This window comes from Salinigranum halophilum (assembly GCF_007004735.1).
Taxonomy (GTDB): domain Archaea; phylum Halobacteriota; class Halobacteria; order Halobacteriales; family Haloferacaceae; genus Salinigranum; species Salinigranum halophilum.
This window is the reverse complement of the sequence record NZ_SSNL01000003.1, coordinates 1-19126: the sequence shown is the minus strand read 5'-3', so window position 1 is coordinate 19126 and position 19126 is coordinate 1. Positions and strand designations below refer to the sequence as shown.

The 19126-nt window shown below is 68.1% G+C and carries 22 protein-coding genes; 15 read left to right on the top strand and 7 right to left on the bottom strand.

Features of this window, described 5'->3' with window-relative positions; translation table 11 throughout:
• Positions 1 to 24 precede the first annotated feature (24 nt).
• The 3 genes from E6N53_RS04560 to E6N53_RS04550 are packed head-to-tail and all read left to right on the top strand — an operon-like array spanning position 25 to position 2779.
• Complete coding sequence (locus E6N53_RS04560; protein ID WP_142857315.1) at positions 25 to 915, top strand: NAD-dependent epimerase/dehydratase family protein; 891 nt, start codon at positions 25 to 27, stop codon at positions 913 to 915.
• A 47-nt stretch (positions 916 to 962) separates the two neighbouring features.
• Positions 963 to 1610 (top strand): phosphoribosyltransferase, encoded by a 648-nt coding sequence (locus E6N53_RS04555; protein WP_142857313.1) that lies wholly within the window; start codon positions 963 to 965, stop codon positions 1608 to 1610.
• Positions 1611 to 1651: 41 nt separating this feature from the next.
• A complete protein-coding gene (locus E6N53_RS04550; protein ID WP_142857311.1) occupies positions 1652 to 2779 on the top strand; it encodes a 60S ribosomal export protein NMD3 in 1128 nt (375 codons plus the stop codon).
• Positions 2780 to 2847: 68 nt separating this feature from the next.
• On the opposite strand, the gene E6N53_RS04545 is transcribed toward E6N53_RS04550, so the two are convergent.
• The 3 genes from E6N53_RS04545 to E6N53_RS04535 form a co-directional block, all read right to left on the bottom strand.
• Positions 2848 to 3039 (bottom strand): DUF7317 family protein, encoded by a 192-nt coding sequence (locus E6N53_RS04545; protein WP_136600613.1) that lies wholly within the window; start codon positions 3037 to 3039, stop codon positions 2848 to 2850.
• A gap of 274 nt (positions 3040 to 3313) precedes the next feature.
• Positions 3314 to 5164: a helicase C-terminal domain-containing protein gene (locus tag E6N53_RS04540; protein ID WP_142857309.1), complete on the bottom strand. Its 1851-nt coding sequence runs from the start codon at positions 5162 to 5164 to the stop codon at positions 3314 to 3316.
• Between the two features lie 30 nt (positions 5165 to 5194).
• Positions 5195 to 5416, bottom strand: a complete 222-nt coding sequence (locus E6N53_RS04535; RefSeq protein ID WP_142857307.1) for a DUF7561 family protein — start codon at positions 5414 to 5416, stop codon at positions 5195 to 5197.
• A gap of 79 nt (positions 5417 to 5495) precedes the next feature.
• On the opposite strand from E6N53_RS04535, the gene E6N53_RS04530 reads away from it, so the two are divergent.
• Genes E6N53_RS04530 through E6N53_RS04520 form a run of 3 tightly spaced genes read left to right on the top strand, consistent with a single transcriptional unit; the run spans position 5496 to position 8164 of the window.
• Positions 5496 to 6377, top strand: a complete 882-nt coding sequence (locus tag E6N53_RS04530; protein WP_142857305.1) for a YkgJ family cysteine cluster protein — start codon at positions 5496 to 5498, stop codon at positions 6375 to 6377.
• A gap of 25 nt (positions 6378 to 6402) precedes the next feature.
• On the top strand, positions 6403 to 7434 hold the full coding sequence (locus tag E6N53_RS04525) for an NAD(P)H-binding protein (RefSeq protein WP_142857302.1): 1032 nt from the start codon (positions 6403 to 6405) through the stop codon (positions 7432 to 7434).
• A gap of 13 nt (positions 7435 to 7447) precedes the next feature.
• Positions 7448 to 8164, top strand: coding sequence for a DUF7530 family protein (locus E6N53_RS04520; protein ID WP_142857300.1), 717 nt, complete (start codon positions 7448 to 7450; stop codon positions 8162 to 8164).
• A 12-nt stretch (positions 8165 to 8176) separates the two neighbouring features.
• Here E6N53_RS04520 and E6N53_RS20940 read toward each other — a convergent pair whose 3' ends face one another.
• Positions 8177 to 8350, bottom strand: coding sequence for a DUF5786 family protein (locus E6N53_RS20940; RefSeq protein WP_201740312.1), 174 nt, complete (start codon positions 8348 to 8350; stop codon positions 8177 to 8179).
• A 136-nt stretch (positions 8351 to 8486) separates the two neighbouring features.
• Between E6N53_RS20940 and E6N53_RS04515 the strand changes: the two genes are divergently transcribed.
• Positions 8487 to 9476: a DUF5784 family protein gene (locus E6N53_RS04515; RefSeq protein ID WP_142857298.1), complete on the top strand. Its 990-nt coding sequence runs from the start codon at positions 8487 to 8489 to the stop codon at positions 9474 to 9476.
• Positions 9477 to 9634: 158 nt separating this feature from the next.
• On the opposite strand, the gene E6N53_RS04510 is transcribed toward E6N53_RS04515, so the two are convergent.
• A complete protein-coding gene (locus tag E6N53_RS04510) occupies positions 9635 to 9919 on the bottom strand; it encodes a DUF5789 family protein (protein WP_136592272.1) in 285 nt (94 codons plus the stop codon).
• A gap of 185 nt (positions 9920 to 10104) precedes the next feature.
• On the opposite strand from E6N53_RS04510, the gene E6N53_RS04505 reads away from it, so the two are divergent.
• The 3 genes from E6N53_RS04505 (at position 10105) to E6N53_RS04500 (ending at position 12535) form a co-directional block, all read left to right on the top strand.
• Entirely contained in the window at positions 10105 to 10914 is an 810-nt protein-coding gene (locus tag E6N53_RS04505; RefSeq protein WP_142857296.1) for a PHP domain-containing protein, read from the top strand.
• A gap of 59 nt (positions 10915 to 10973) precedes the next feature.
• Complete coding sequence (locus tag E6N53_RS20935; protein ID WP_201740311.1) at positions 10974 to 11138, top strand: DUF6757 family protein; 165 nt, start codon at positions 10974 to 10976, stop codon at positions 11136 to 11138.
• A 185-nt stretch (positions 11139 to 11323) separates the two neighbouring features.
• Complete coding sequence (locus E6N53_RS04500) at positions 11324 to 12535, top strand: inorganic phosphate transporter (protein WP_142858448.1); 1212 nt, start codon at positions 11324 to 11326, stop codon at positions 12533 to 12535.
• Positions 12536 to 12553: 18 nt separating this feature from the next.
• Here E6N53_RS04500 and E6N53_RS04495 read toward each other — a convergent pair whose 3' ends face one another.
• On the bottom strand, positions 12554 to 12985 hold the full coding sequence (locus E6N53_RS04495; protein ID WP_142857294.1) for a universal stress protein: 432 nt from the start codon (positions 12983 to 12985) through the stop codon (positions 12554 to 12556).
• Positions 12986 to 13114: 129 nt separating this feature from the next.
• The gene (locus tag E6N53_RS04490) at positions 13115 to 13648 is read right to left on the bottom strand and encodes a DedA family protein (protein ID WP_142857292.1); all 534 of its coding nucleotides are present in this window, start codon (positions 13646 to 13648) and stop codon (positions 13115 to 13117) included.
• A 303-nt stretch (positions 13649 to 13951) separates the two neighbouring features.
• On the opposite strand from E6N53_RS04490, the gene hemB reads away from it, so the two are divergent.
• The 5 genes from hemB to E6N53_RS04465 form a co-directional block, all read left to right on the top strand.
• Positions 13952 to 14932: a porphobilinogen synthase gene (gene hemB / locus E6N53_RS04485; RefSeq protein ID WP_142857289.1), complete on the top strand. Its 981-nt coding sequence runs from the start codon at positions 13952 to 13954 to the stop codon at positions 14930 to 14932.
• 291 nt (positions 14933 to 15223) lie between these two features.
• Complete coding sequence (locus E6N53_RS04480; protein WP_142857286.1) at positions 15224 to 16591, top strand: ammonium transporter; 1368 nt, start codon at positions 15224 to 15226, stop codon at positions 16589 to 16591.
• Entirely contained in the window at positions 16588 to 16947 is a 360-nt protein-coding gene (locus tag E6N53_RS04475; protein WP_136600603.1) for a nitrogen regulatory protein GlnK1, read from the top strand. The genes E6N53_RS04480 and E6N53_RS04475 overlap by 4 nt, the downstream gene beginning before the upstream one ends.
• A gap of 540 nt (positions 16948 to 17487) precedes the next feature.
• A complete protein-coding gene (locus E6N53_RS04470) occupies positions 17488 to 18816 on the top strand; it encodes an ammonium transporter (protein WP_136592327.1) in 1329 nt (442 codons plus the stop codon).
• A partial coding sequence (locus E6N53_RS04465) for a nitrogen regulatory protein GlnK1 (protein ID WP_142857284.1) occupies positions 18813 to 19126 on the top strand: 314 nt, incomplete at its 3' end. The genes E6N53_RS04470 and E6N53_RS04465, both read left to right, overlap by 4 nt.

Sequence of the window (19126 nt, the reverse complement as noted above, 5' to 3'; positions counted from 1 at the left end):
GAACTCTGCCGTCGAGCGGAGCGTATGGAGACCCTACTCGTCACGGGTGGACGCGGCCGCTCCGGGAGGTGGCTCGTCGACGGACTCGCTGGTGACTACGACGTCGTCTGCGTCGACTACGACCAGCCCGGCTTCGAGGTGGCAGAACGTCCACACGTCGACTTCCGCGCGGCGGACCTCACCGAGCGAGGAGAGGCGCTCGACCTCCTGTCGGACATCGAGCCAGACGCCGTCGTCCACTGGGCGGCCATCCCGGCACCGACGCGACACCCCGGAGGGAGGGTGTTCGAGACGAACCTGCTGGCGGCGTACAACGTCCTCGTCGGCGCTGGACGGGCGGGCGCGCGGACCGTCTGGGCCTCCTCGGAGTCGACGTACGGCTGGGCGTTCGCCCGCGAGAAGACGCTCCCCGACGAACTGCCCATCACCGAGTCGCACCCGATGCGACCCGAAGACCCCTACGGGACCTCGAAGGTCGCCGGAGAGGAAGTCGCGAAGATGGTCGCCCGCCGGTACGGAACGCCCGTCACCTCCGTCCGCCCGTCGTGGATCCAGTACCCCGGCGAGTACAGCTGTCGGACCGTCGCGGCGGAGGGTCTCGCGGGCGGCGCGGGCAACTTCTGGTCGTACGTCGACGTCCGCGACGTCGTCTCGCTGGTCGAGCGCGCGCTCGAGTCCCCTCCCGAGGGACACGAAGCCGTCCACGCCGCGGCCGCCGACAACTACCTCGGTCGGCCCACGGTCGACGCCGTCGAGGCGTTCTTCGGTGCCGTTCCCGACGAGTGTGCACTGTCCGGTGAGGCCTCCGCGCTGTCGACGGCGAAGGCCGAGGAACTGTTCGGCTGGACGCCGGAACACACGTGGCGCGAGAGCGAGGACGAGGCGGTCGAGACGCCGTCGTTGCTGGCGGAGTGACTCAGGCTCGGCCGAGACGTTTTGTCCGTCCTGCGTGTAGAGCGTACATGTTCACTGACAGGACCGACGCGGGCGAACGACTCGCCACGCGACTCACAGAGCGCGGCGTCGACGCCGACCTCGTGCTGGCCATTCCCCGTGGCGGATTGCCGGTCGGTCGGGTCGTCGCGGACCGACTCGGGGTCCCACTTGACGTCATCGTCGCGGTGAAGCTCGGCGCGCCGGGCAACCCCGAACTCGCCGTCGGGGCGGTCACGGACGACGGGAGCGTCTGGACGAACGACAGGCTCGTCTCCCGACTCGGCGTCGACGACGCCTACCTGCACGAGGAACAGGCGCGCGCACAGGCTGTCGCGTCCCAGAAGGTCCGCGAGTACCGCCGGGGCGAGTCGCTTCCCCGGCTGGACGGCGAGCGCGTGGTCGTCGTCGACGACGGCCTCGCGACGGGAGCGACGGCGCTGGCGTGCGTTCGACAGGTACGGGCCGCCGGTGCCGACGCGGTGGTGCTGGCGGTGCCGGTCGCCGCCCCCGAGTCCGTCGCGCGCGTCAGCGACGAGGGGGCCGAGGTGGTCGCCGTCGAGATGCCCGAGGAGTTCGGTTCCGTCGGCCAGTGCTACCGGGACTTCCGGCAACTGCGCGACGCCGAGGCGCGCGCGTATCTGGACCTCGGAGGGGCGAGCGAAGACCGGGCGTGAAGTTCGCGGGGCTTAACCACGCCGACGGAGTAGAGTCCCCTATGACTGACGCGGCGTCGCGCGAGTTCTGTCCGCGGTGTGGCGACCCGGTTCCCGAACGCGAGGAACCCCTGCCGGGCCAGCCGCGCGAGCAGGACGCGGTCCTCTGTAACGCCTGTTACTTCGCCGACTTCGACCTCGTCGACGCGCCCGACCGCATCGAGGTGCAGGTGTGTTCGCAGTGCGGCGCGGTCCACCGGGGGAACCGCTGGGTCGACGTCGGCGCGGACGACTACACCGACGTCGCCATCGACGAAGTCGGGGGCGCGCTCGGGGTCCACCTGAACGCGACGGACGTCCAGTGGGGCATCGACCCCGAACAGGTCGACCAGAACACCATCCGGATGCACTGTCGGTTCTCCGGCGTCGTCCGCGGAACCTACGTCGAAGAGGAGGTCACGGTGCCCGTGCTCATCGCGCGGGGGACGTGCAACCGGTGTGGGCGCATCGCCGGCGGCTACTACGCCGCCGAGGTACAAGTCCGCGCGGACGACCGGACACCGACGAGCGAGGAGGAGGCCCGGGCGGTCGAAATCGCCGAGGCGTACATCGCCGAACGGGAGGCCACGGGGGACAGAAACGCGTTCATCTCGGAGGTGAAAGAGACGGACGACGGCGTCGACCTCAAGATATCGACGAACCAGATGGGCGGCGGCATCGCCCGGCGTATCACGCGCGAACTCGGCGGGAGCGTCGAGGAGTACCCGACCCTCGTGACCGAAGACGGCGACGGCAACGAGGTCTACCGGGTGACGTTCGCGGTGCGGCTCCCACCCTATCCCCCCGGTACCGTCATCGACCCCGAGGACGGCGACGGGCCGGTGCTCGTCCGGAGCGCACGACGTCGGCTGAAAGGCGTCCGGCTGGCGACGGGCGACGGGTACGAGGCGGCGTTCGAGGAGGGTATCGCCCCCGACGCGCGTCGCCTCGGCTCGCGCGAGGACGCCCAGGAGACCACCGTCGTGACCGTCGAGGACGACCACGCGGTGCAGGTGCTCGACCCGGAGACGTACGAGGCCAAGACGGTCTCTCGGCCGGCGTACTTCGACCCGGCAGCCGAGACGGTGCCGGTGCTCAAGAGTCGGTCGGGGCTTCACATCCTGCCCGAGGCGGGGAACGAAGAGTCCTGAAACGGCGCGGGGGCGAGGGGAGAACCGAAGAGAACGACGGGAGCGGGACGACTGCTGAAGAGGAGTGACTAGTCGGCGCTGGCAGAGGGGTTGTTCAGCGAGGTGTGTGAGGTGAACCGCTCACGAACGACGATTCCGTGCCTTCCGAGCGCCCGCACCATCTCGCGCTCCGAGCAGCCGGCCCGGTGGGCGGCCTGCGACAGGGAGAGCGTTCTGCTGCGATACAGTGTGAGCGCCGTGTTGAGGGCGTGCGGATTCATCGTCGTACGACCACCCCTACAGGTGCCTGGTTGTTAAGTATACCGTGAGATACCGTCCCAGACCAACGGTTATTGCCGTTCTAACACCTTCAAACAACTAATTTTTTCGCGTTTTAGTTGGACGTTCAGTTAAAGTAATTAACAATCGTGTTAGTTGCGTCGACTCCGTCCGACCAACGCTGGGGATTCGTCCCATTCTGGAGACCGTTCGGTACGGCGTAACGTGGGTCACCGTGACGAAATCACACGATAGCGCCGATGCCACCCCACGGCGTCACTCCCCCCAGACGTCGGAGAGTGGGTGGCGACGACCGCGGTCGGTCGAGGACGCGGACGAGTCGGACGAAGCCGACGAACCGGACGAGGAGGGAGAGGTGGAGGTCGAAGACGCCCCTGACGAGGACGAGCGGGTCGACGACGGCGGCGTCGGCGACGACCGGTCGACGCGGGTCGGCGTCGGGGTCGCGTCGATGCCGGCGAGGGCGGCCGCCGGGTCGAAGCCGGAGAGGGCGGGCGACTGTATCGCGTCGACCTGTTCGCGGAACCAAGGCGGGAGGTCGCTCCGCGCGCGGTCGAACAGGTCAAGCAGGCTCGAATCGGCGAGGTAGGTCGCGCCGTAATCGTCGGGCGCGCGGACGACGCGCCCGCACGCCTGGATGACGGTCCGAAGCGCGGCGCGGTGGTACCACGCCCACTGGCCGTCTTCGAGGCGGCGGGCCACGCGTGAGTCGCTCGTGTTGAGGTACGGTGCCTTACAGAGCACCTGCCAGCGACACAGGTCGCCGTTGAGGTCCAGCGCCTCTTCCATCTTCACCGAGAGGAACAGCGTCGGCTTCGAACTCGCCTTCCACGCCTCCAGCGCGTCGTTGCGGTCGTCTCGGCCGTGGCCGCGGACGCGAGCGGCGACACCCATCCCCGCGAGGCGCTCGTGGAGGCGCTCTTGGATGCGGTACGAGTGACAGTGGACCAGTCCCTTCTCGTCGGGGTGTGCGGCCATCAGACGGACGAGCAAGCGCGCGATCTTCGGGATGGTCTCGTCGCGGTGTTCGTACGTCATCTTGCCCTGCGTGACGTCGTACAGGGAGCGGTGTTCGAGCGGAAAGGTGTGCGGGACGTCGACGAGCGCGACGCGGTCGGGGTTCAGCCCGACACCTCGACAGAACGCCTCCTTGTTCAGGATGGTAGCCGAGAGCAGGGCAAAGGAGTTGCCGCGGTCCCAGACGGTGTGTTTCAGATAGCGCGCGGGGTCGAGCGGCTTGATGGAGATCGACGAGTCCGCACCGCCGGGCTGGTCGACGACCCACGTCGTCGGTGACTGGGGGTCCCGGGCGTCGTCGACGAACCACTTCAGCTCCGAGATGAGCTCCTGGAGGCGGTCGCGACGGGCCGCCTCGTCGGGCGAGAGTTCCTGCTTCGCCAGGAGGTCGTCCTTCGCGTTCGTACAGACGCCGACGAGGGCGTCGGCGAATCGGACCGTTCGTTCGAGCGGGTCCGACACCTCCTCGACACCGGGGACGCGGAGGTCGTCCCAGACCGGGACCGTCCGCGGGCTCAGGTCGATGGTCGCGTACATCTCGGCCCACTCCGCGAGACCGTGCGCCTCGTCGATGACGACCACGTCCCGTTTCCGGAAGACGTCGGAGCCGGCGGTCTGCATGAAGTACGCGAGCGTCATCGCCGCGATGCGCCGGTTGGAGGCGATGGCCCGCGCGGAGTAGTACGGACAGCGGTGTTTGACCGAGCAGTCGAAGCCGCGCTGGCGGGCGCAGGGGGCCTGGTTGACGGGGGTGTCCTCCTCGCCGTCGATGAGACAGGTGTAGTTTCGCTTGCCGCGGATGACCTGGAAGTCGTCGAGCAGGGCGTCGCCCGCGACGTCGTCGAGCTGGGAGACCTGCGGCGTGGTGTAGTACGCGTCGGTCGCGTCTCTGGGTCGGGACTCTTCGACCGTCGCCGCGGCGCCGCAGATGGCGCGGGCGAGGAGGGACTTGCCGCTGCCGGTCGGGGCGCGGACGAGGACGACGTCGTTGCCGGCGGCGAACGCGTCGCGGATGTCGCGGAGGGCCTGCTCCTGGGCGCCTCTGAAGGAAGGGGCGGGGAACTCGTCGACGATACGGGAGGCGTCCACACCGGAGCGTCGTGGCTCCGGCGGGTAAATCTAGCGCTCGTCGGACTCGGCGAGAGCGGCGACGTCCGCGCTCGTGACGTCGTGGTCGTCGGGCAGGCGCTCGACGCAGTCGAAACAGAGGAAGTGGTCGGTCCCGTCGGCGAGTTCGAGGTCGATACCCCCCGAGGATTCGCTGGAGAACGTCCAGAAGTCGCCGATACCGCCGGCGATACGGACCTTCGAGCCGCAGCCGTCACACCGTTGAGAGCCCATCGGCGGTCCTACGGGGAGCGGGCGGATAAGCGCGCTGGGGGGACAGCAGCTATGTTTCGTGACAACAACTAGCACAGGCATGGAGGTGAACTGTGCCGGCTGTGCGGGCTGTTGTCTCGACTGGCGGCCCCTCTCGCCGGCGGCACTGGACCACGAACGGCGCGGTGAGCGTGTCCCGCTGGACGACAGCTACAACCTCGTCCCGCTCGCCCGCGACGAGGTCAAGCGGTTCGTCGAGGCGGGAGAGGGCGACGTCCTCACCCCGCGACTGTTCGAACCGGGAGCAGGAGACGGAAAGCGACGTCTCGGCGGACACGAGGTGGCCGCGGTCGACGGCAAGCCGGTCTTCTTCGTCGGCCTGCGGAAACCGCCGAAGCCGGTCGCGCCGTTCGGGGGCGAGCGGCGGTGGCTCCGCACCTGTGTCTTCCTCGACCCCGAGACGCTGCAGTGTCGTATCCACGGGGACGACCGCTACCCCGGCGACTGTGCGGACTACCCCGGTCACAACCTCGTCCTCGACCAGGAGACGGAGTGCGAGCGCGTCGAGGACGGACACGGCGGGACGCGACTGCAGGACCGGGGCGACCCGCCCACCGGGAACCTGGCGCTCGGCCCGCAGGCCATCGGGACGAAGGTGTTCGTCCACCCCGCACCCGAGCGCCTGCACGAGACCGTCGACAGACTCGTGCGCGGGCGGCTTCGGCGCGCGGACCGCGCGGAGTTCGTCGCGGGTGCCGTCGCGTCGGCACCGGGGTCGCTCGCCGTGGACGAGACGCGACTCGAATCGGTCCGTGACCAGGTCGTCGCGGCGTCCTCGTGGGCGAGCAACGCAATCGCGGCCTGGGAATCGATGGCGGGGGCGTGCGGCGACAGCGCCGTCGAGGCCGCGACGCGCGTCGACGAGCGGTTCGGCGCGCCGTCGACCCCGGGGTGGAATCGGGACAACGGCGACAAGGGTTAATTCGTTTCGGCTCATCGAGAATTGTATGAAGGTGTTCGTGACGGGTGCGAGCGGGTTCGTGGGGAGCCGGCTCGTCCCGGCGCTCCTCGAGGTGGGTCACGAGGTCGTCGTTCTGACTCGTGACGCGACGCGGTATCGCGGCCCACCGGGGGTCCAGGTCGTCGAGGGCGACCTGCTGGAGCCAGGGTCGTTCCACCTCGTCGACGAAGGGGTGTCGACCAGTCCCGCGGCGGCAGAACGACAGCCGCTGGGAGCCCTCCTCGAGGCACTCGAGGTCGACGCGGCGTACTACCTCGTCCACTCGATGGGGACCGGCGGCGACTTCGAGGCACGAGACCGGACGGCAGCGCGGACGTTCGTCCGGGGGCTCTCCGAGGGCGGCGTCGGGCGCGTCGTCTATCTCGGCGGACTGGGCGGCGACCGCGACCAGTTGTCGCCGCACCTCCGGTCGCGACGGGAGATCGAACGGATCCTGGGCGAGAGCGACGCGGCACTGACGACGCTCCGAGCCGCCATCATCGTCGGCGAGGGGAGCACGAGCTTCGAGCTCATCCGTCAGCTCTCCTCGCGTCTGCCGGTGATGGTGACGCCGCGATGGGTGGAGACGCCCTGTCAGCCGGTCGCCGTCGACGACGTCGTCGCCTACCTCGTGGGCGTGCTCGACGTCGCGGAGACGGCGGGCGAGACGTACGAGGTCGGGGGGCCGGAGGTCCTCACCTACCGCGAGATAATGCGCCGGACCGGGCGACAGCTGGGACAGGAGCCGCACATCCTCTCGGTACCGGTGTTGACGCCGCGGCTCTCGGCGTACTGGCTCGACCTCGTCACCGACGTGCCCCGCTCCGTCGCCCGGCCGCTCATCGAGGGGCTGAAGAACCCCGTCGTGGTGACCGAGACGCGCATCCGCGACCTGGTCGACGTCGACCTCACGCCGTTCGACGTGGCCGTCGCCCGCGCGCTCGGCCGGGAACCCGAACCCGAGGAGACGGTGACGGTCGAGGTTCACGAACCCGTCGAGAACGGAACGACGGTCGAGCCGGGGACGGAAGTACAGTGACACCCGTCTCTCCATGACGGCCACGACGGACGAGGGCCCACAGTACGGCGAGACGTGGGTGTACGAGAGCATCGTCGGCGCGCTACCGGGGGCGTCGCTGTCGGGGACGGCCGCCGTCGCCCTCCAGATCGCCATCTTCCAGGCGAGCCTGTTCGTCCTCGCGTGGGCGTACGGCCTCTGGGCCGTCGTCCCGGCGGGGACGGCCGCCATCGGCGTCGCGGCCGTCGGGAGCGTCCTCATGCTCCGGTTCAGCGCCGCGACCCGCCGACTGGACCTCCCGACCTCGTACCACCGATTCCTGTTCTCGTCGGGTATCGAGGTGGTGCTGGGCGTGCTGGCGTTCGTCGCACTCGTCACCCACCTGTTCGTCTTCGCACCCCGGTCGCCCGGTGAGACGCTCCTGACCACCCTGTTCGGCCCGGAACCGCCGGTGATCGTGGTCTACCTGATGCTACTCGTCCTCTGGGACCTGTGCTACCGCATCGGGACGTCGTGGTGGGCCGCCGTGGTCGCGGCGTGGCGCTCGTACCGGTACACGTTCGACCCCGAGACCGCCGCGGCGCTCAAGCGGACCGACGCGACCAACGTCGCGTTCGGCCTGGTTCAGGTGGCCCTCCTGCCGTTCCTCACGAGCGAACCGGTGCTCTTCGCGGCCGTCGCGGGACACGTCGTCGCGGTGACGAGCGTCTCGACGGTCGCACTCGTGACGGTTCGGACGGAGACTGGGTGAGAGAAGGCCGCGTTACTGCTCTTTGATCTGCTTGAACTGGTCGAGGAGTGCCGCTGTGGAGTCCCCGGAGTCGTACTCGAGGGTCCCCTGGTACACAACTCGCTCGTCGTCGAAAGACGCGTCGACCTGCGAGGTCTTCTGTTCACGTCGCTCGTGCTCGTCCTCGTCATAGGCACCCATTGACATGGTACATATTATCTTGGAATGTTGCCAATATATAGGTTCCGGTGACCATCAACAACGACCGTGAAGATTCGGGTGTCGGCGGACGGTTCGGCCGGGTCACGGAACGCATAACTGTGCCGGTCGAGTAGACGAGAGCGTGGCACGACCGCTCCGCTTCCGACACGCCCCCGGTCGCTGGACCCTCGACCGAGTCCGGCGAGACATCTACGCCGACCTCGACGGGAACCTGGGAGCGACGATGTCGAAGCCGTGGTACCGCCAGCCCGACGGCTTCGACGCCCGGCGGTTCGACATGGACAACGACGACACGGCGCTGTTCGCCTGGAACGACGACGAGGCCTACTGGGTCGGGAACACCGAGACGCCGTCGGCGCTCTGGCGGACCGACAAGATCGCGCTGGAGGAGGCCCCCGCGGAGATCACGGCGTGGGTCGAGCGGGAACTCCTCGCCGAACTGCACGACGAGTCGCCGTGGCTGAAGCCGTATCCACACCTCTCGTGGTTCTTCCTGCCCGTGTTCTGCTCGAAGGACGGCCGGGAGACGACGAGGGCGTTCTTCGCCGAGCACGCGGCGGGTTTTCCCGACGCCACCGCGGCGGAGGCGCTCGAGTACTACGAGTCGTTCCTGGCGACGGGCGTGTTAGACCCCTATCGGGAGTTGATGGCGGGTAAGCTCGGTACGTCGACGTCGCTCGACCTGGTGCGGATGAGCGCGGCGATGGGCGAGTTCAACGCCGCGAAACTCCTGTACGACGCGGGGTACGACCTCGAGCCCGAGGCGGAAGTGACGACGGGACACTCGCTCGACTACCGGGTCGAGAAGGGGGGGCAGGTGACGCTCGTCGAGGTGACGCGTCCGTTGCCGCCCAACCGGCGCGCGGCGAACAGCCCCATCACCGCCGTCCGCGACACGGCGCAGACGAAGACCGACGGGCAACTGGAGCGACACGCGGGCGGCGCAGTGTTGTTCGTCGACTGTTCGTCGTTCCCGGACGACGACTGGAACGCGGTTCGCGGTGAGCGACCGGAGGTCAGACACCGCCCGGCCGTCGTCTTTCGCGTGAGACCCGACGGCGGGGTCGACGGTTACACCAAGGGGAGCGTCCCGCTGGACCTGCCGTTCTAACTACTTTTCAACCGCGCTACCGGCCGCCGAACCCCCGCGTCACCGACGGTCGACGGAGGCGAGACGAGCGTCGACACGACCGGGCGTGTCCGGCGCGGTCGCTCGGTGTCGTGGAAAACGAACCGGGTCACCGGTTCGAGAAGGGAGTGGGGTCGTCCTCAGAACGACTCGGGCGTGGGGCCGCTCTCGCCGAGCGCGTACGCGTCGCGGTCGCTGTAGAAGCGTCGGCCGATGCCCTTGTGCGAGACTGCGGAGTAGAGGGAGTTCGTAACGTCTTCGGCGGACGTGTACGTCTCCGGACCCAGACGGCCGAGTACGTCGGCGACCGTCTCCGTCCCGTTGGCGAGTTCGATGGTGTGCTCGCCGTGTTGTGAGATGAACTCCTCACTGCTGAGCGGATAGTCGGTCGCGTCGATTGCCTCTTGGGTGCCGTTCAGGCGCATTACATTCACACAGAATCCGAGCACAACTATAATGGTTTTCCATGCACAACCTTAGTCGCTTGCAAGCCCCTTTCAGTGTTAAAATGTCATGGACTGTCATGATATAGTTTCTCTCGGAAGCGTCGAAGTGTCATGTTACTCGGGTGGACGCAAGCGCTTTGGGTCGTGGTGTCCGACGGACGGCCATGACGAACAGCGAGGGGTCGACACCGGTCACGGCCGACCTCCACGTCCACACGACGGCATCCGACGGGACGCTGACCCTCGACGAGGTGCCGGCCGCGGCGCGGCGTGTGGGTGTCGACACCGTCGCCATCACCGACCACGACAGGGTCCACCCAGAGCTCGCCGCGCCCGTGACGGTCGTCGATGGGGTTCGACTCGTCCGGGGTGTCGAACTCCGCGTCGACGCCGGAGCCCTCCGCGTCGACCTCCTGGGCTACGGGGTTCGCGACGACGGGGCGCTTGGCGACGAACTCGACAGGCTCCAGCGCGACCGCGTCCAGCGGGCCCGCGCCATCGTCGACTGCGTCGAGGACGACGTCGGTGTGACTCTCGACGTCGACCTCGCGGCGGGCGTCGGGCGTCCCCACATCGCGCGTGCGGTGGCCCAGAGCGACGCGCCGTACGACTACCAGGGGGCGTTCGACCACCTCATCGGGAGCGACTGCCCCTGCTATCGGCCGCGACAGCTTCCGACGTTCGAGCGCGGGGCGGCGCTCCTCCGCGACGCGTGTGCCGTCGTCTCGCTGGCCCATCCCTTCCGTTACCGGGAGGTCGACCGCGCGCTCGACCTCGCGCGCGAACTCGGGGCGGTCGAGCGCTACTACGCGTACGGCCGGCCGGTGGACACGGGGCGAATCGAACGGGTCGTCAGCGAGGCGGGACTCCTTCGGACGGGCGGGAGCGACGCACACGACCGGACGCTGGGGCGGGCGGGACTCGCCGGCGAAGAGGCCGAGACGTTCCGCTCGCGGGTCGTCGGCGGAGCGTGACTCGGTACCAAGCGTGCCGGAGAGGGCAGGCTTATCCCGCCGGGGTTCCGAGTGTCGGTATGCGCTGTCACTACTGCGACCGGGAGGCCGCATACGCCGCCGAGAAGGACGGGGTGAAGGTCGGCCTCTGCGACACTCACTTCCACGAGCGTCTCGAGACGCTCGCGGAGTCCGAGGAGCTCTCGGCACTCAGAGAGCAACTCGACATCGACCGCACCGAGTAGCGCTCTTCTCCGACGCCCGCTGCGACCAAACGCTTATCCCCCGGCCGGTGAGTTACCGCGTCAATGGAGACCGGAGGTGACCCCTGGCGTCGGGCGGCTTCGACCGCCGTCGGCAGCCGACCACAGGCGCAGCCGGGAGGGACCGACTCCCGTCACCGCCCCGACGAGCGGAGGTGTCGCCGACGGTGGTGAGCGTCACCTTCTGGGGGCTCGTCCTGCTCGCGACGGTCACGGGACTGGCGACCGCCTGGGCGCTCGGCGCGAACAGTAACTCCCCGCCCTTCGCGCCGGCCATCGGCGCGAACGCCATCTCGACGATGCGCGCCGCGTTCCTCATCGGCATCCTGGCTGCGCTGGGGGCGCTCGCCCAGGGCGGGAGCATCTCCGAGACGGTCGGAGCCGGGCTGATAAACGGCGTCTCCATCACGTCGCTCGCGGCGACCGCCGGGCTGTTGACCGCGACGGCGTTCATGGCGTTCGGCGTCTACACGGGCTACCCCGTCCCGGCCGCGTTCGCCACGACGGGCGCGATGGTCGGTGTCGGGCTCTCGCTGGGCGGGACGCCGGCGTTCGAGACGTACCGACGCATCGCGACGTTCTGGGTCCTCGTCCCCCCCGTTTCGGGTGGGCTGGCGTATCTCACGGCAACGGTGCTTCGGCGGGACGACATCCCCGAGACCGTGGGCGTCCCCTTGCTCGCCGCCGTCGTCGGCGGCATCGTCGCGAACATCCGGTTGAGCGTGATTCCCGACCCCGACGGCGGGGCGCAGGGCTCACTCGCGGCCTTCCTCGGGAGCATCGTCGAGACGCCGGCGCTCGTCGGGGTCGAACTCGACGTCGTGTTGATCACGCTCGTCGCGGCGGCCGTGAGTTTCCGCTTCATCCAGCGTCGGACCGAGGAGTCGGTCGACCGCGGGGTTCGGACCTTCCTCGTGCTGCTCGGGAGCGTCGTCGCCTTCTCCAGCGGGGGAAGCCAGGTGGGGCTCGCGACGGGACCCCTCGAGAACCTCTATCGCGCCGAACTCGGGCTCCCCGGAATCGCGCTGTTGGCCGTGGGAGCGACCGGCATCCTCGGTGGGGCCTGGATGGGTGCCCCGCGACTCCTCCAGGCAACCTCCCGCGAGTACGCCCAACTCGGCGTGCGCCGCTCCATCGCCGCGCTGGTTCCGGGGTTCATCATCGCCCAGCTCGCCATCACGCTCGGCATCCCCATCTCGTTCAACAACATCATCATCTCGGGCGTCATCGGCGGGGGGCTCGCGGGCGGGTCGGCGGGCGTCTCGCGGCGGAAAATCGGCGTGACGCTCCTCTTTTGGGTGCTCACACTCGTGGCGTCGGTCGCCGTCGGCTTCGGGCTGTACCGGGCGTTCGCCGTCGTACTGGGCGGGGCCGTCTGACGGGGCGGGCGGCGGCTCTCACCGGACCACGGTGACCGACACGGGTGCCTCGCCGACGACCGCCGTCGCGACGGTACCGAGCAGCCGACGGGCGAGGCCGTCCTGCGTGCCGCCGTGGCCGCCCATGACGACGTGGTCGACGTCGTGTGACTCGACGTACGCGAGGATGGTCTCGGCGGGGTCACCCGTCTCGACGACAGTCGCCACCTCCCGGTCGAGTTCGACGGCACGACGTGCTGCGCGGTCGACGAGCGTCTCCGCACGCTCACGCGCGGCCGCCAGTCGGTCGCCGCCGGGTTCGAGGACACCCCCCTCGCTCATGCCCGCGTCGAGCGGCTGGACCACGTTGAGGACCGTCGTCCGACAGTCGAACGTCTCTAGGGCGTGGACGAGCGCGTCGTCGGCCAGCGGCGACCCGTCGAGCGGGACGAGTACGTGTGAAGGGGGCATCGGCTACTCCCCTGTCGGCGCACACCAACGTAACCGTGTTGCTCCCGCGACGCGCTCGGCCGTCGGACGAGGCTCGGAGAGCGGCCACGGGAGGACGCGGACGCCGGTCACGTCGGGGTCGCTCCGCCCTCAGAACAGCCACGACACGCCGACGAGGTAGAGCGCGGCCAGCACCGACTCGAAGACGAGCGTCCCCGTGGCAGAGTAGACGACGAACTGGCGGTCGTCCATCTCGGCGAACCCGGCCGGGACCGTGAGCATGCCGCGCGTGAACAACAGCGCGTTGCTCACCGGGACGGCAATCGGGCCCCAGCGGTCGAACCAGCCGTCGAACTTGTCCAGCCGTTCGGGCGAGACCCGGAACCAGCGTTTCTCCTCGAGGTAGGCGCGGCCGCCGCGTTTCGCGACGAGAAAGAGCGCGTACTGGCCGAGCGTCGCGCCAAGGACGGCGACGGCGAGCACCGGAATCAGCGCGTCGGTACCGAGGAGGACGATAGAGCCGGGGACGATGAGTTCGCTCGGCATGAAGTACATCAGCATCGCGCCCTCGAGGACGAACACGCCGAAGAGAGCGACGAGCGCCCACTCCGAGTCGAGGAGGGCGCGGAGGGTGGGCGGCATCTCGGCAAGTTGGGCGAGCACCGAGACGGAGACGAGGTCCATCGTCGGTTCTCTCTTGTCGGACGGGCAAATCCGTTGTGGTCCGCGTCGCAACAGAGAGTCGAGGTCGATGAGTGACTCAAGCGAAGGGCATCGTTCAGGGGTGAGGGGGTAACAGAGCACGTGAGAAGAGCGTGACAGAGCACGAGGAGCCAGGAAAAACGAACGGCGCGGATACAGAGCAGCCGCCCTGGGAGTCGCGGTCGTTCGCGGACGAACTGGCGCTGTCGTCACCAGTCGCTGCCAACGAGCGCCCGACGAATCGGGAACGATGCGCCTTTGAGACAAACCACCTAACCCACACGTATGAACCTCACCGACCGCCCGCGACGGCTCCGGACGGACGGCATCCGGCCGCTCGTCTCCGAGACGAGTCTCTCGGCGACGGACCTCATGGCACCCGTCTTCGTCGATGCGACCACCGACGAGCGTGTGCCCATCGAGTCGATGCCCGGACACGAGCGCGTCCCCGTCGACGAGGCGGTCGCACGGGTCGAAGAGATCGGCGAGACCGGCGTCGAGGCGGTGATGCTGTTCGGTATCCCCGCCTCGAAGGACGCCGAGGGCTCTCGGGCGTGGGCTGACGACGGTGTCGTCCAGGAGGCCACGCGCCGAATCACCCGCGAGACGGACGTCTACGTGGCGACGGACGTCTGCATGTGCGAGTACACCGACCACGGCCACTGCGGCGTGCTCGAAGCGGGCGCGCGCGAGTGTGCGCACCTGACGGTGGACAACGACGCGACCCTCGACTCCCTCGCGCGGACGGCCCGGTCACACGCCGAAGCCGGGGCCGACATGGTCGCCCCGAGCGGGATGATGGACGGGATGGTCGGGGTGATTCGCGACGAACTGGACGCCGAGGGGTTCGCGGACGTCGCCATCATGTCCTACGCCGCGAAGTACGAGTCGGCCTTCTACGGGCCGTTCCGCGACGCAGCCGACGGCGCGCCCGCGTTCGGCGACCGCCGACACTACCAGATGGACCCCGCGAACGCACGCGAGGCGCTGCGCGAGGTCCGACTCGACGTCGAACAGGGTGCGGACGTGTTGATGGTCAAGCCCGCACTCCCCTACCTCGACATCGTCCGCAGCGTGAGAGACGAGTTCGACCACCCCGTCGCGGCGTACAACGTCTCCGGCGAGTACGCGATGGTCCACGCCGCCGCCGAGAAGGGGTGGCTCTCGCTGGAGGAGACGGCGCTCGAGTCGCTCCTGTCGATCAAACGCGCCGGAGCGGACCTCGTCTTGACGTACTTCGCCGAGGACGTCGCCGACCACCTCTGAGCGAGGGCCGGGAGCGCGCGCCGTCGAGACGGGGGAGGTGACGGCCGAGCGGGTCGATGAACGTCCAGATTTCCGTGCAATATTCGCGCGGCCACGCAACGAAAGAGAACCTTATATACATATTATTTTACCCAATATTAGACGTTTGTGTATTAATGAGGGTTGAGGCATGGATTTGTCAACGCTACGATTTATGTATGACGGTTCTTGTCGTTGAAGCGTGATTCACAACAGCAATCGAACCCTGTTCGGCTCAGAAGTAGACGTTCGTCCGCTACTGGAGGTGTCGGCATGACGTTCGACCTCCTGTTGCAGGTGGACGCGGGGGCCGTCGCGACGGGCGTCAACAACGTGTGGGTGCTCGTCGTCTGTTTCCTCATCTTCTTCATGCAGCCCGGCTTCGCGCTGCTGGAGGCGGGACAGGTCCGTGCGAAGAACGCCGGCAACGTGTTGATGAAGAACATGACCGACTGGACGCTGGGCGTCCTCATCTACTTCCTCGTGGGAGCGGGCGTCGCGACCATCGTCGGAGGGCTCACCTCCGGGGGTGACTTCGCGGGTGCGTTCGGTTACATCTCCGACCCGAACGCCTGGATCGGCTGGTTCTTCGGTGCCGTCTTCGCGATGACCGCCGCGACCATCGTGTCGGGGGCGGTGGCAGAGCGCATGAACTTCAAGGCGTACGTGTTCTACACCGCGGTCATCACGGGACTCATCTACCCGGCCGTCGTCGGCTTCACCTGGTCCGGTGGCCTCCTCGCGAGCGGCGGTTACATCGGTGCCGCGCTCGGCACGGGGTATCTCGACTTCGCCGGGGCGACGGTCGTCCACATGTGCGGCGGCATCGCCGGTCTCGTCGGCGCGAAGATGGTCGGTCCCCGGAAGGGTCGCTTCGACGAGAACGGCAACTCCCAGCCGATTCCGGGGCACTCGATGGTGCTGGCCGTCCTGGGGACGCTCATCCTCGCGTTCGGCTGGTACGGCTTCAACGTCGGGACGCAGGCGACGGTCCTCGCGGCCTCCGACTCCGGTCTCGCGTTCCAGGGGGCCGCACTCGGTCGCGTCGTCCTCGTCACGACCCTCGGGATGGGTGCCGGTGCCGTCGCCGCGATGGTCGTCTCCACGGCGTGGCAGGGCAAGCCCGACCCCCTCTGGATGGCGAACGGGCTGCTCGCCGGTCTCGTGGCCGTCACGGGCGCGGTCCCGCACGTCACCTGGTGGGGCGGCGTCGCCATCGGAGCCATCGGCGGGGCGCTCGTGCTGCCGACCTACAGATGGGTCGTCGATTCGCTGAAGATCGACGACGTCTGTGGTGTCTTCGCCGTGCACGGTGGGGCAGGTGCCGTCGGCACCATCCTCATCCCCGTCTTCGCCGTCGGGGCGAACGGCGGCTGGACGTTCCTCGGCGTGAACCAGCTCGTCTTGCAGGTCGTCGGTGTCGCCGTCATCGGCACGTGGACCGTCCTGACCTCGATGGTCGCCTTCGGGGTCGCCGACGCCACCTGGGGCCTCCGCGTGAGTGCCGAAGAGGAGGAGATCGGTCTCGACGAGGGCGAACACGGCATCTCGGCGTACCCCGAGTTCACGGGCAACAAGAGCCCCGAGAATCCGATGGCTGCCGACGGCGGCGTCCGGACGGACGGGGGTGCTGACGAATGAGCGAAGCCGAGAGCGGAATCGAGATGATCGTCGCGGTCATCCGTCCCGAGAAACTCGGCGCGGTCAAACAGGCGCTCGCGGAGGCGGGTGCCCCCTCGCTCACCGTCACGAACGTGTCGGGGCGGGGCTCCCAGCCCGCGAAGAAGAGCCAGTGGCGCGGCGAGGAGTACACCGTCGACCTCCACCAGAAGGTCAAAGTCGAGTGTGTCGTCGCCGACATCCCCGCCGAGGACGTCGTCGAGGCCATCAGCGAGGCCGCCAACACCGGCGAGAAGGGCGACGGGAAGATATTCGTCCTCCCCGTGAGCGACGCGGTCCAGATCCGCACCGGAACGGACGGAGTCGGGGCCGTCTAACCGTCCGAGCCCACAGTCCGACGCGCACTCCGTCGGTCCCCGCTGACACCTTCCTCCACGGACTCCTTCTCGCGGTCGTCACCGAATTCGACCTGCCGGCGGGCACACCCCCGAGAGCCGTACCAGGGTGCTCGTTTGTCCAGCGTACTGGCGCGTTTCACCCGAGACGCCTGTCGGCCGTCCGGCGCGAGCAGACGCACCTGGCGCGCGCACCGGTCGGTCACAGGTCCATCAGCACGCGCGTCTCCCGTCAGTCGCGGTCCACGAACGTCCAGTTGCCGGGCAATATTTGTGAGGAGAGTTCGATATGTACGACCTTATATACCATATATTTGATTTCAGATTAGACGGATGACCATTAAGGACGACGTATTTTGCCATTTGTAAAGACCAATGATTATATACTCGTATGTGGATACGTACTGACGTAATCCGCGATACAAAACTGCGGAAATAAGCTAAAATCATGACCAACTGTCCAAGCACCACGACCATCGCACCAACCACGGAGGAGTCGTCCGAATGAACGTGGACCTCCTCATGCAGTCAGACCTCTCGGCCATCGTCGAGGCGGTGAACCTCGTGTGGGTTCTCACCGTCACGTTCTTGATCTTCTTCATGCACGCCGGCTTCGCCATGCTCGAGGCGGGGCAGGTACGCTCGAAGAACGTCGCCAACCAGCTGACGAAGAACCTGCTCACCTGGTCGGTGGGCGTCATCACCTTCTTCCTCGTCGGTGCCGCCATCTCGACCATCGTCGGCGGCGCGACCGGCGGCGGCTCGTACTCGTTCATGGGTTCGTTCACCGACGTCTGGTACCCCGGTGAGTCCACGGCGTGGGTCGGCTGGCTCTTCGGTGCCGTCTTCGCGATGACCGCCGCGACCATCGTCTCCGGGGCCGTCGCGGGCCGCGCGAAGCTCCGCGCGTACGTCACCTACACCATCCTCCTCGCGGCCGTCATCTACCCGGTCGTCACCGGCCTCACGTGGGCCGGCGGCTTCCTCGTCGACTTCCACGACTTCGCGGGTGGGATGATCGTCCACGGCATGGGCGGTATCGCCGGCCTCACCGCGGCGTGGATCATCGGCCCGCGGATGGACCGCTTCAACGAGGACGGCTCCGTGAACGTCATCCCCGGTCACTCGCTGACCTTCGCCGTCCTGGGGACGCTCATCCTCGCGTTCGGCTGGTACGGCTTCAACGTCGGCACCGCCGCCGCACCGCTCGCCATGGCCGACGACGGCAGCGTCACGCTCGGCTCGTTCAGCTACGTCGGCCGCGTCGCGCTCACCACGACGCTCGCGATGGGTGCGGGTGCCATCGGCGCTGCCGCGCTCTCGGTCGTGAAGACCGGCAAGGTCGACACCCTCTACGTCGCCAACGGTCTCCTCGCCGGCCTCGTCGGCATCACCTCGGTCACCGACGCCGTCGTCTGGCCGGGTGCGCTCGTCATCGGCCTCCTCGCCGGTGCGCAGCTCCCCATCGTCTTCGAGTTCGTCGAGAAGCGCCTCAACATCGACGACGTCTGTGCGGTCTTCCCGGTCCACGGCTCCGCCGGCGTACTCGGCGCACTCCTGTTCCCGTTCTTCAGCGTCAACGGGTTCACCGTGGGTACGCTGGTGAACCAGGTCGTCGGCGTGGTCGTCATCGCGCTGTGGACGTTCGCCGCGACGGCCGTGGTGTTCAGCGTCCTGAAGGCCATCGGACAGGCCCGCGTCACCCCCGCGCACGAACAGGCCGGCCTCGACAGCTCCGAACACGGCGTCGACACCTACCCCGAGTTCGGCAAGCCCGACGTCGCCGCCGACGGCGGCATCACCTTTGAGTCAGAGGACGTCGTCCGCACGGACGGAGGCTCCGAAGAATGAGCGAAATCGAGATGATCGTCGCAGTGATCCGCCCCGAGAAGCTCGGTGCAGTCAAGAAGGCGCTCGCCGAGGTCGGCGCGCCCTCGCTCACCGTCACGAACGTGTCGGGGCGAGGCTCCCAGCCCGCGAAGAAGGGCCAGTGGCGCGGCGAGGAGTACACCGTCGACCTCCACCAGAAGGTCAAAGTCGAGTGTGTCGTCGCCGACATCCCCGCCGAGGACGTCGTCGAGGCCATCAGCGAGGCCGCCAACACCGGCGAGAAGGGCGACGGGAAGATATTCGTCCTCCCCGTGAGCGACGCGGTCCAGAT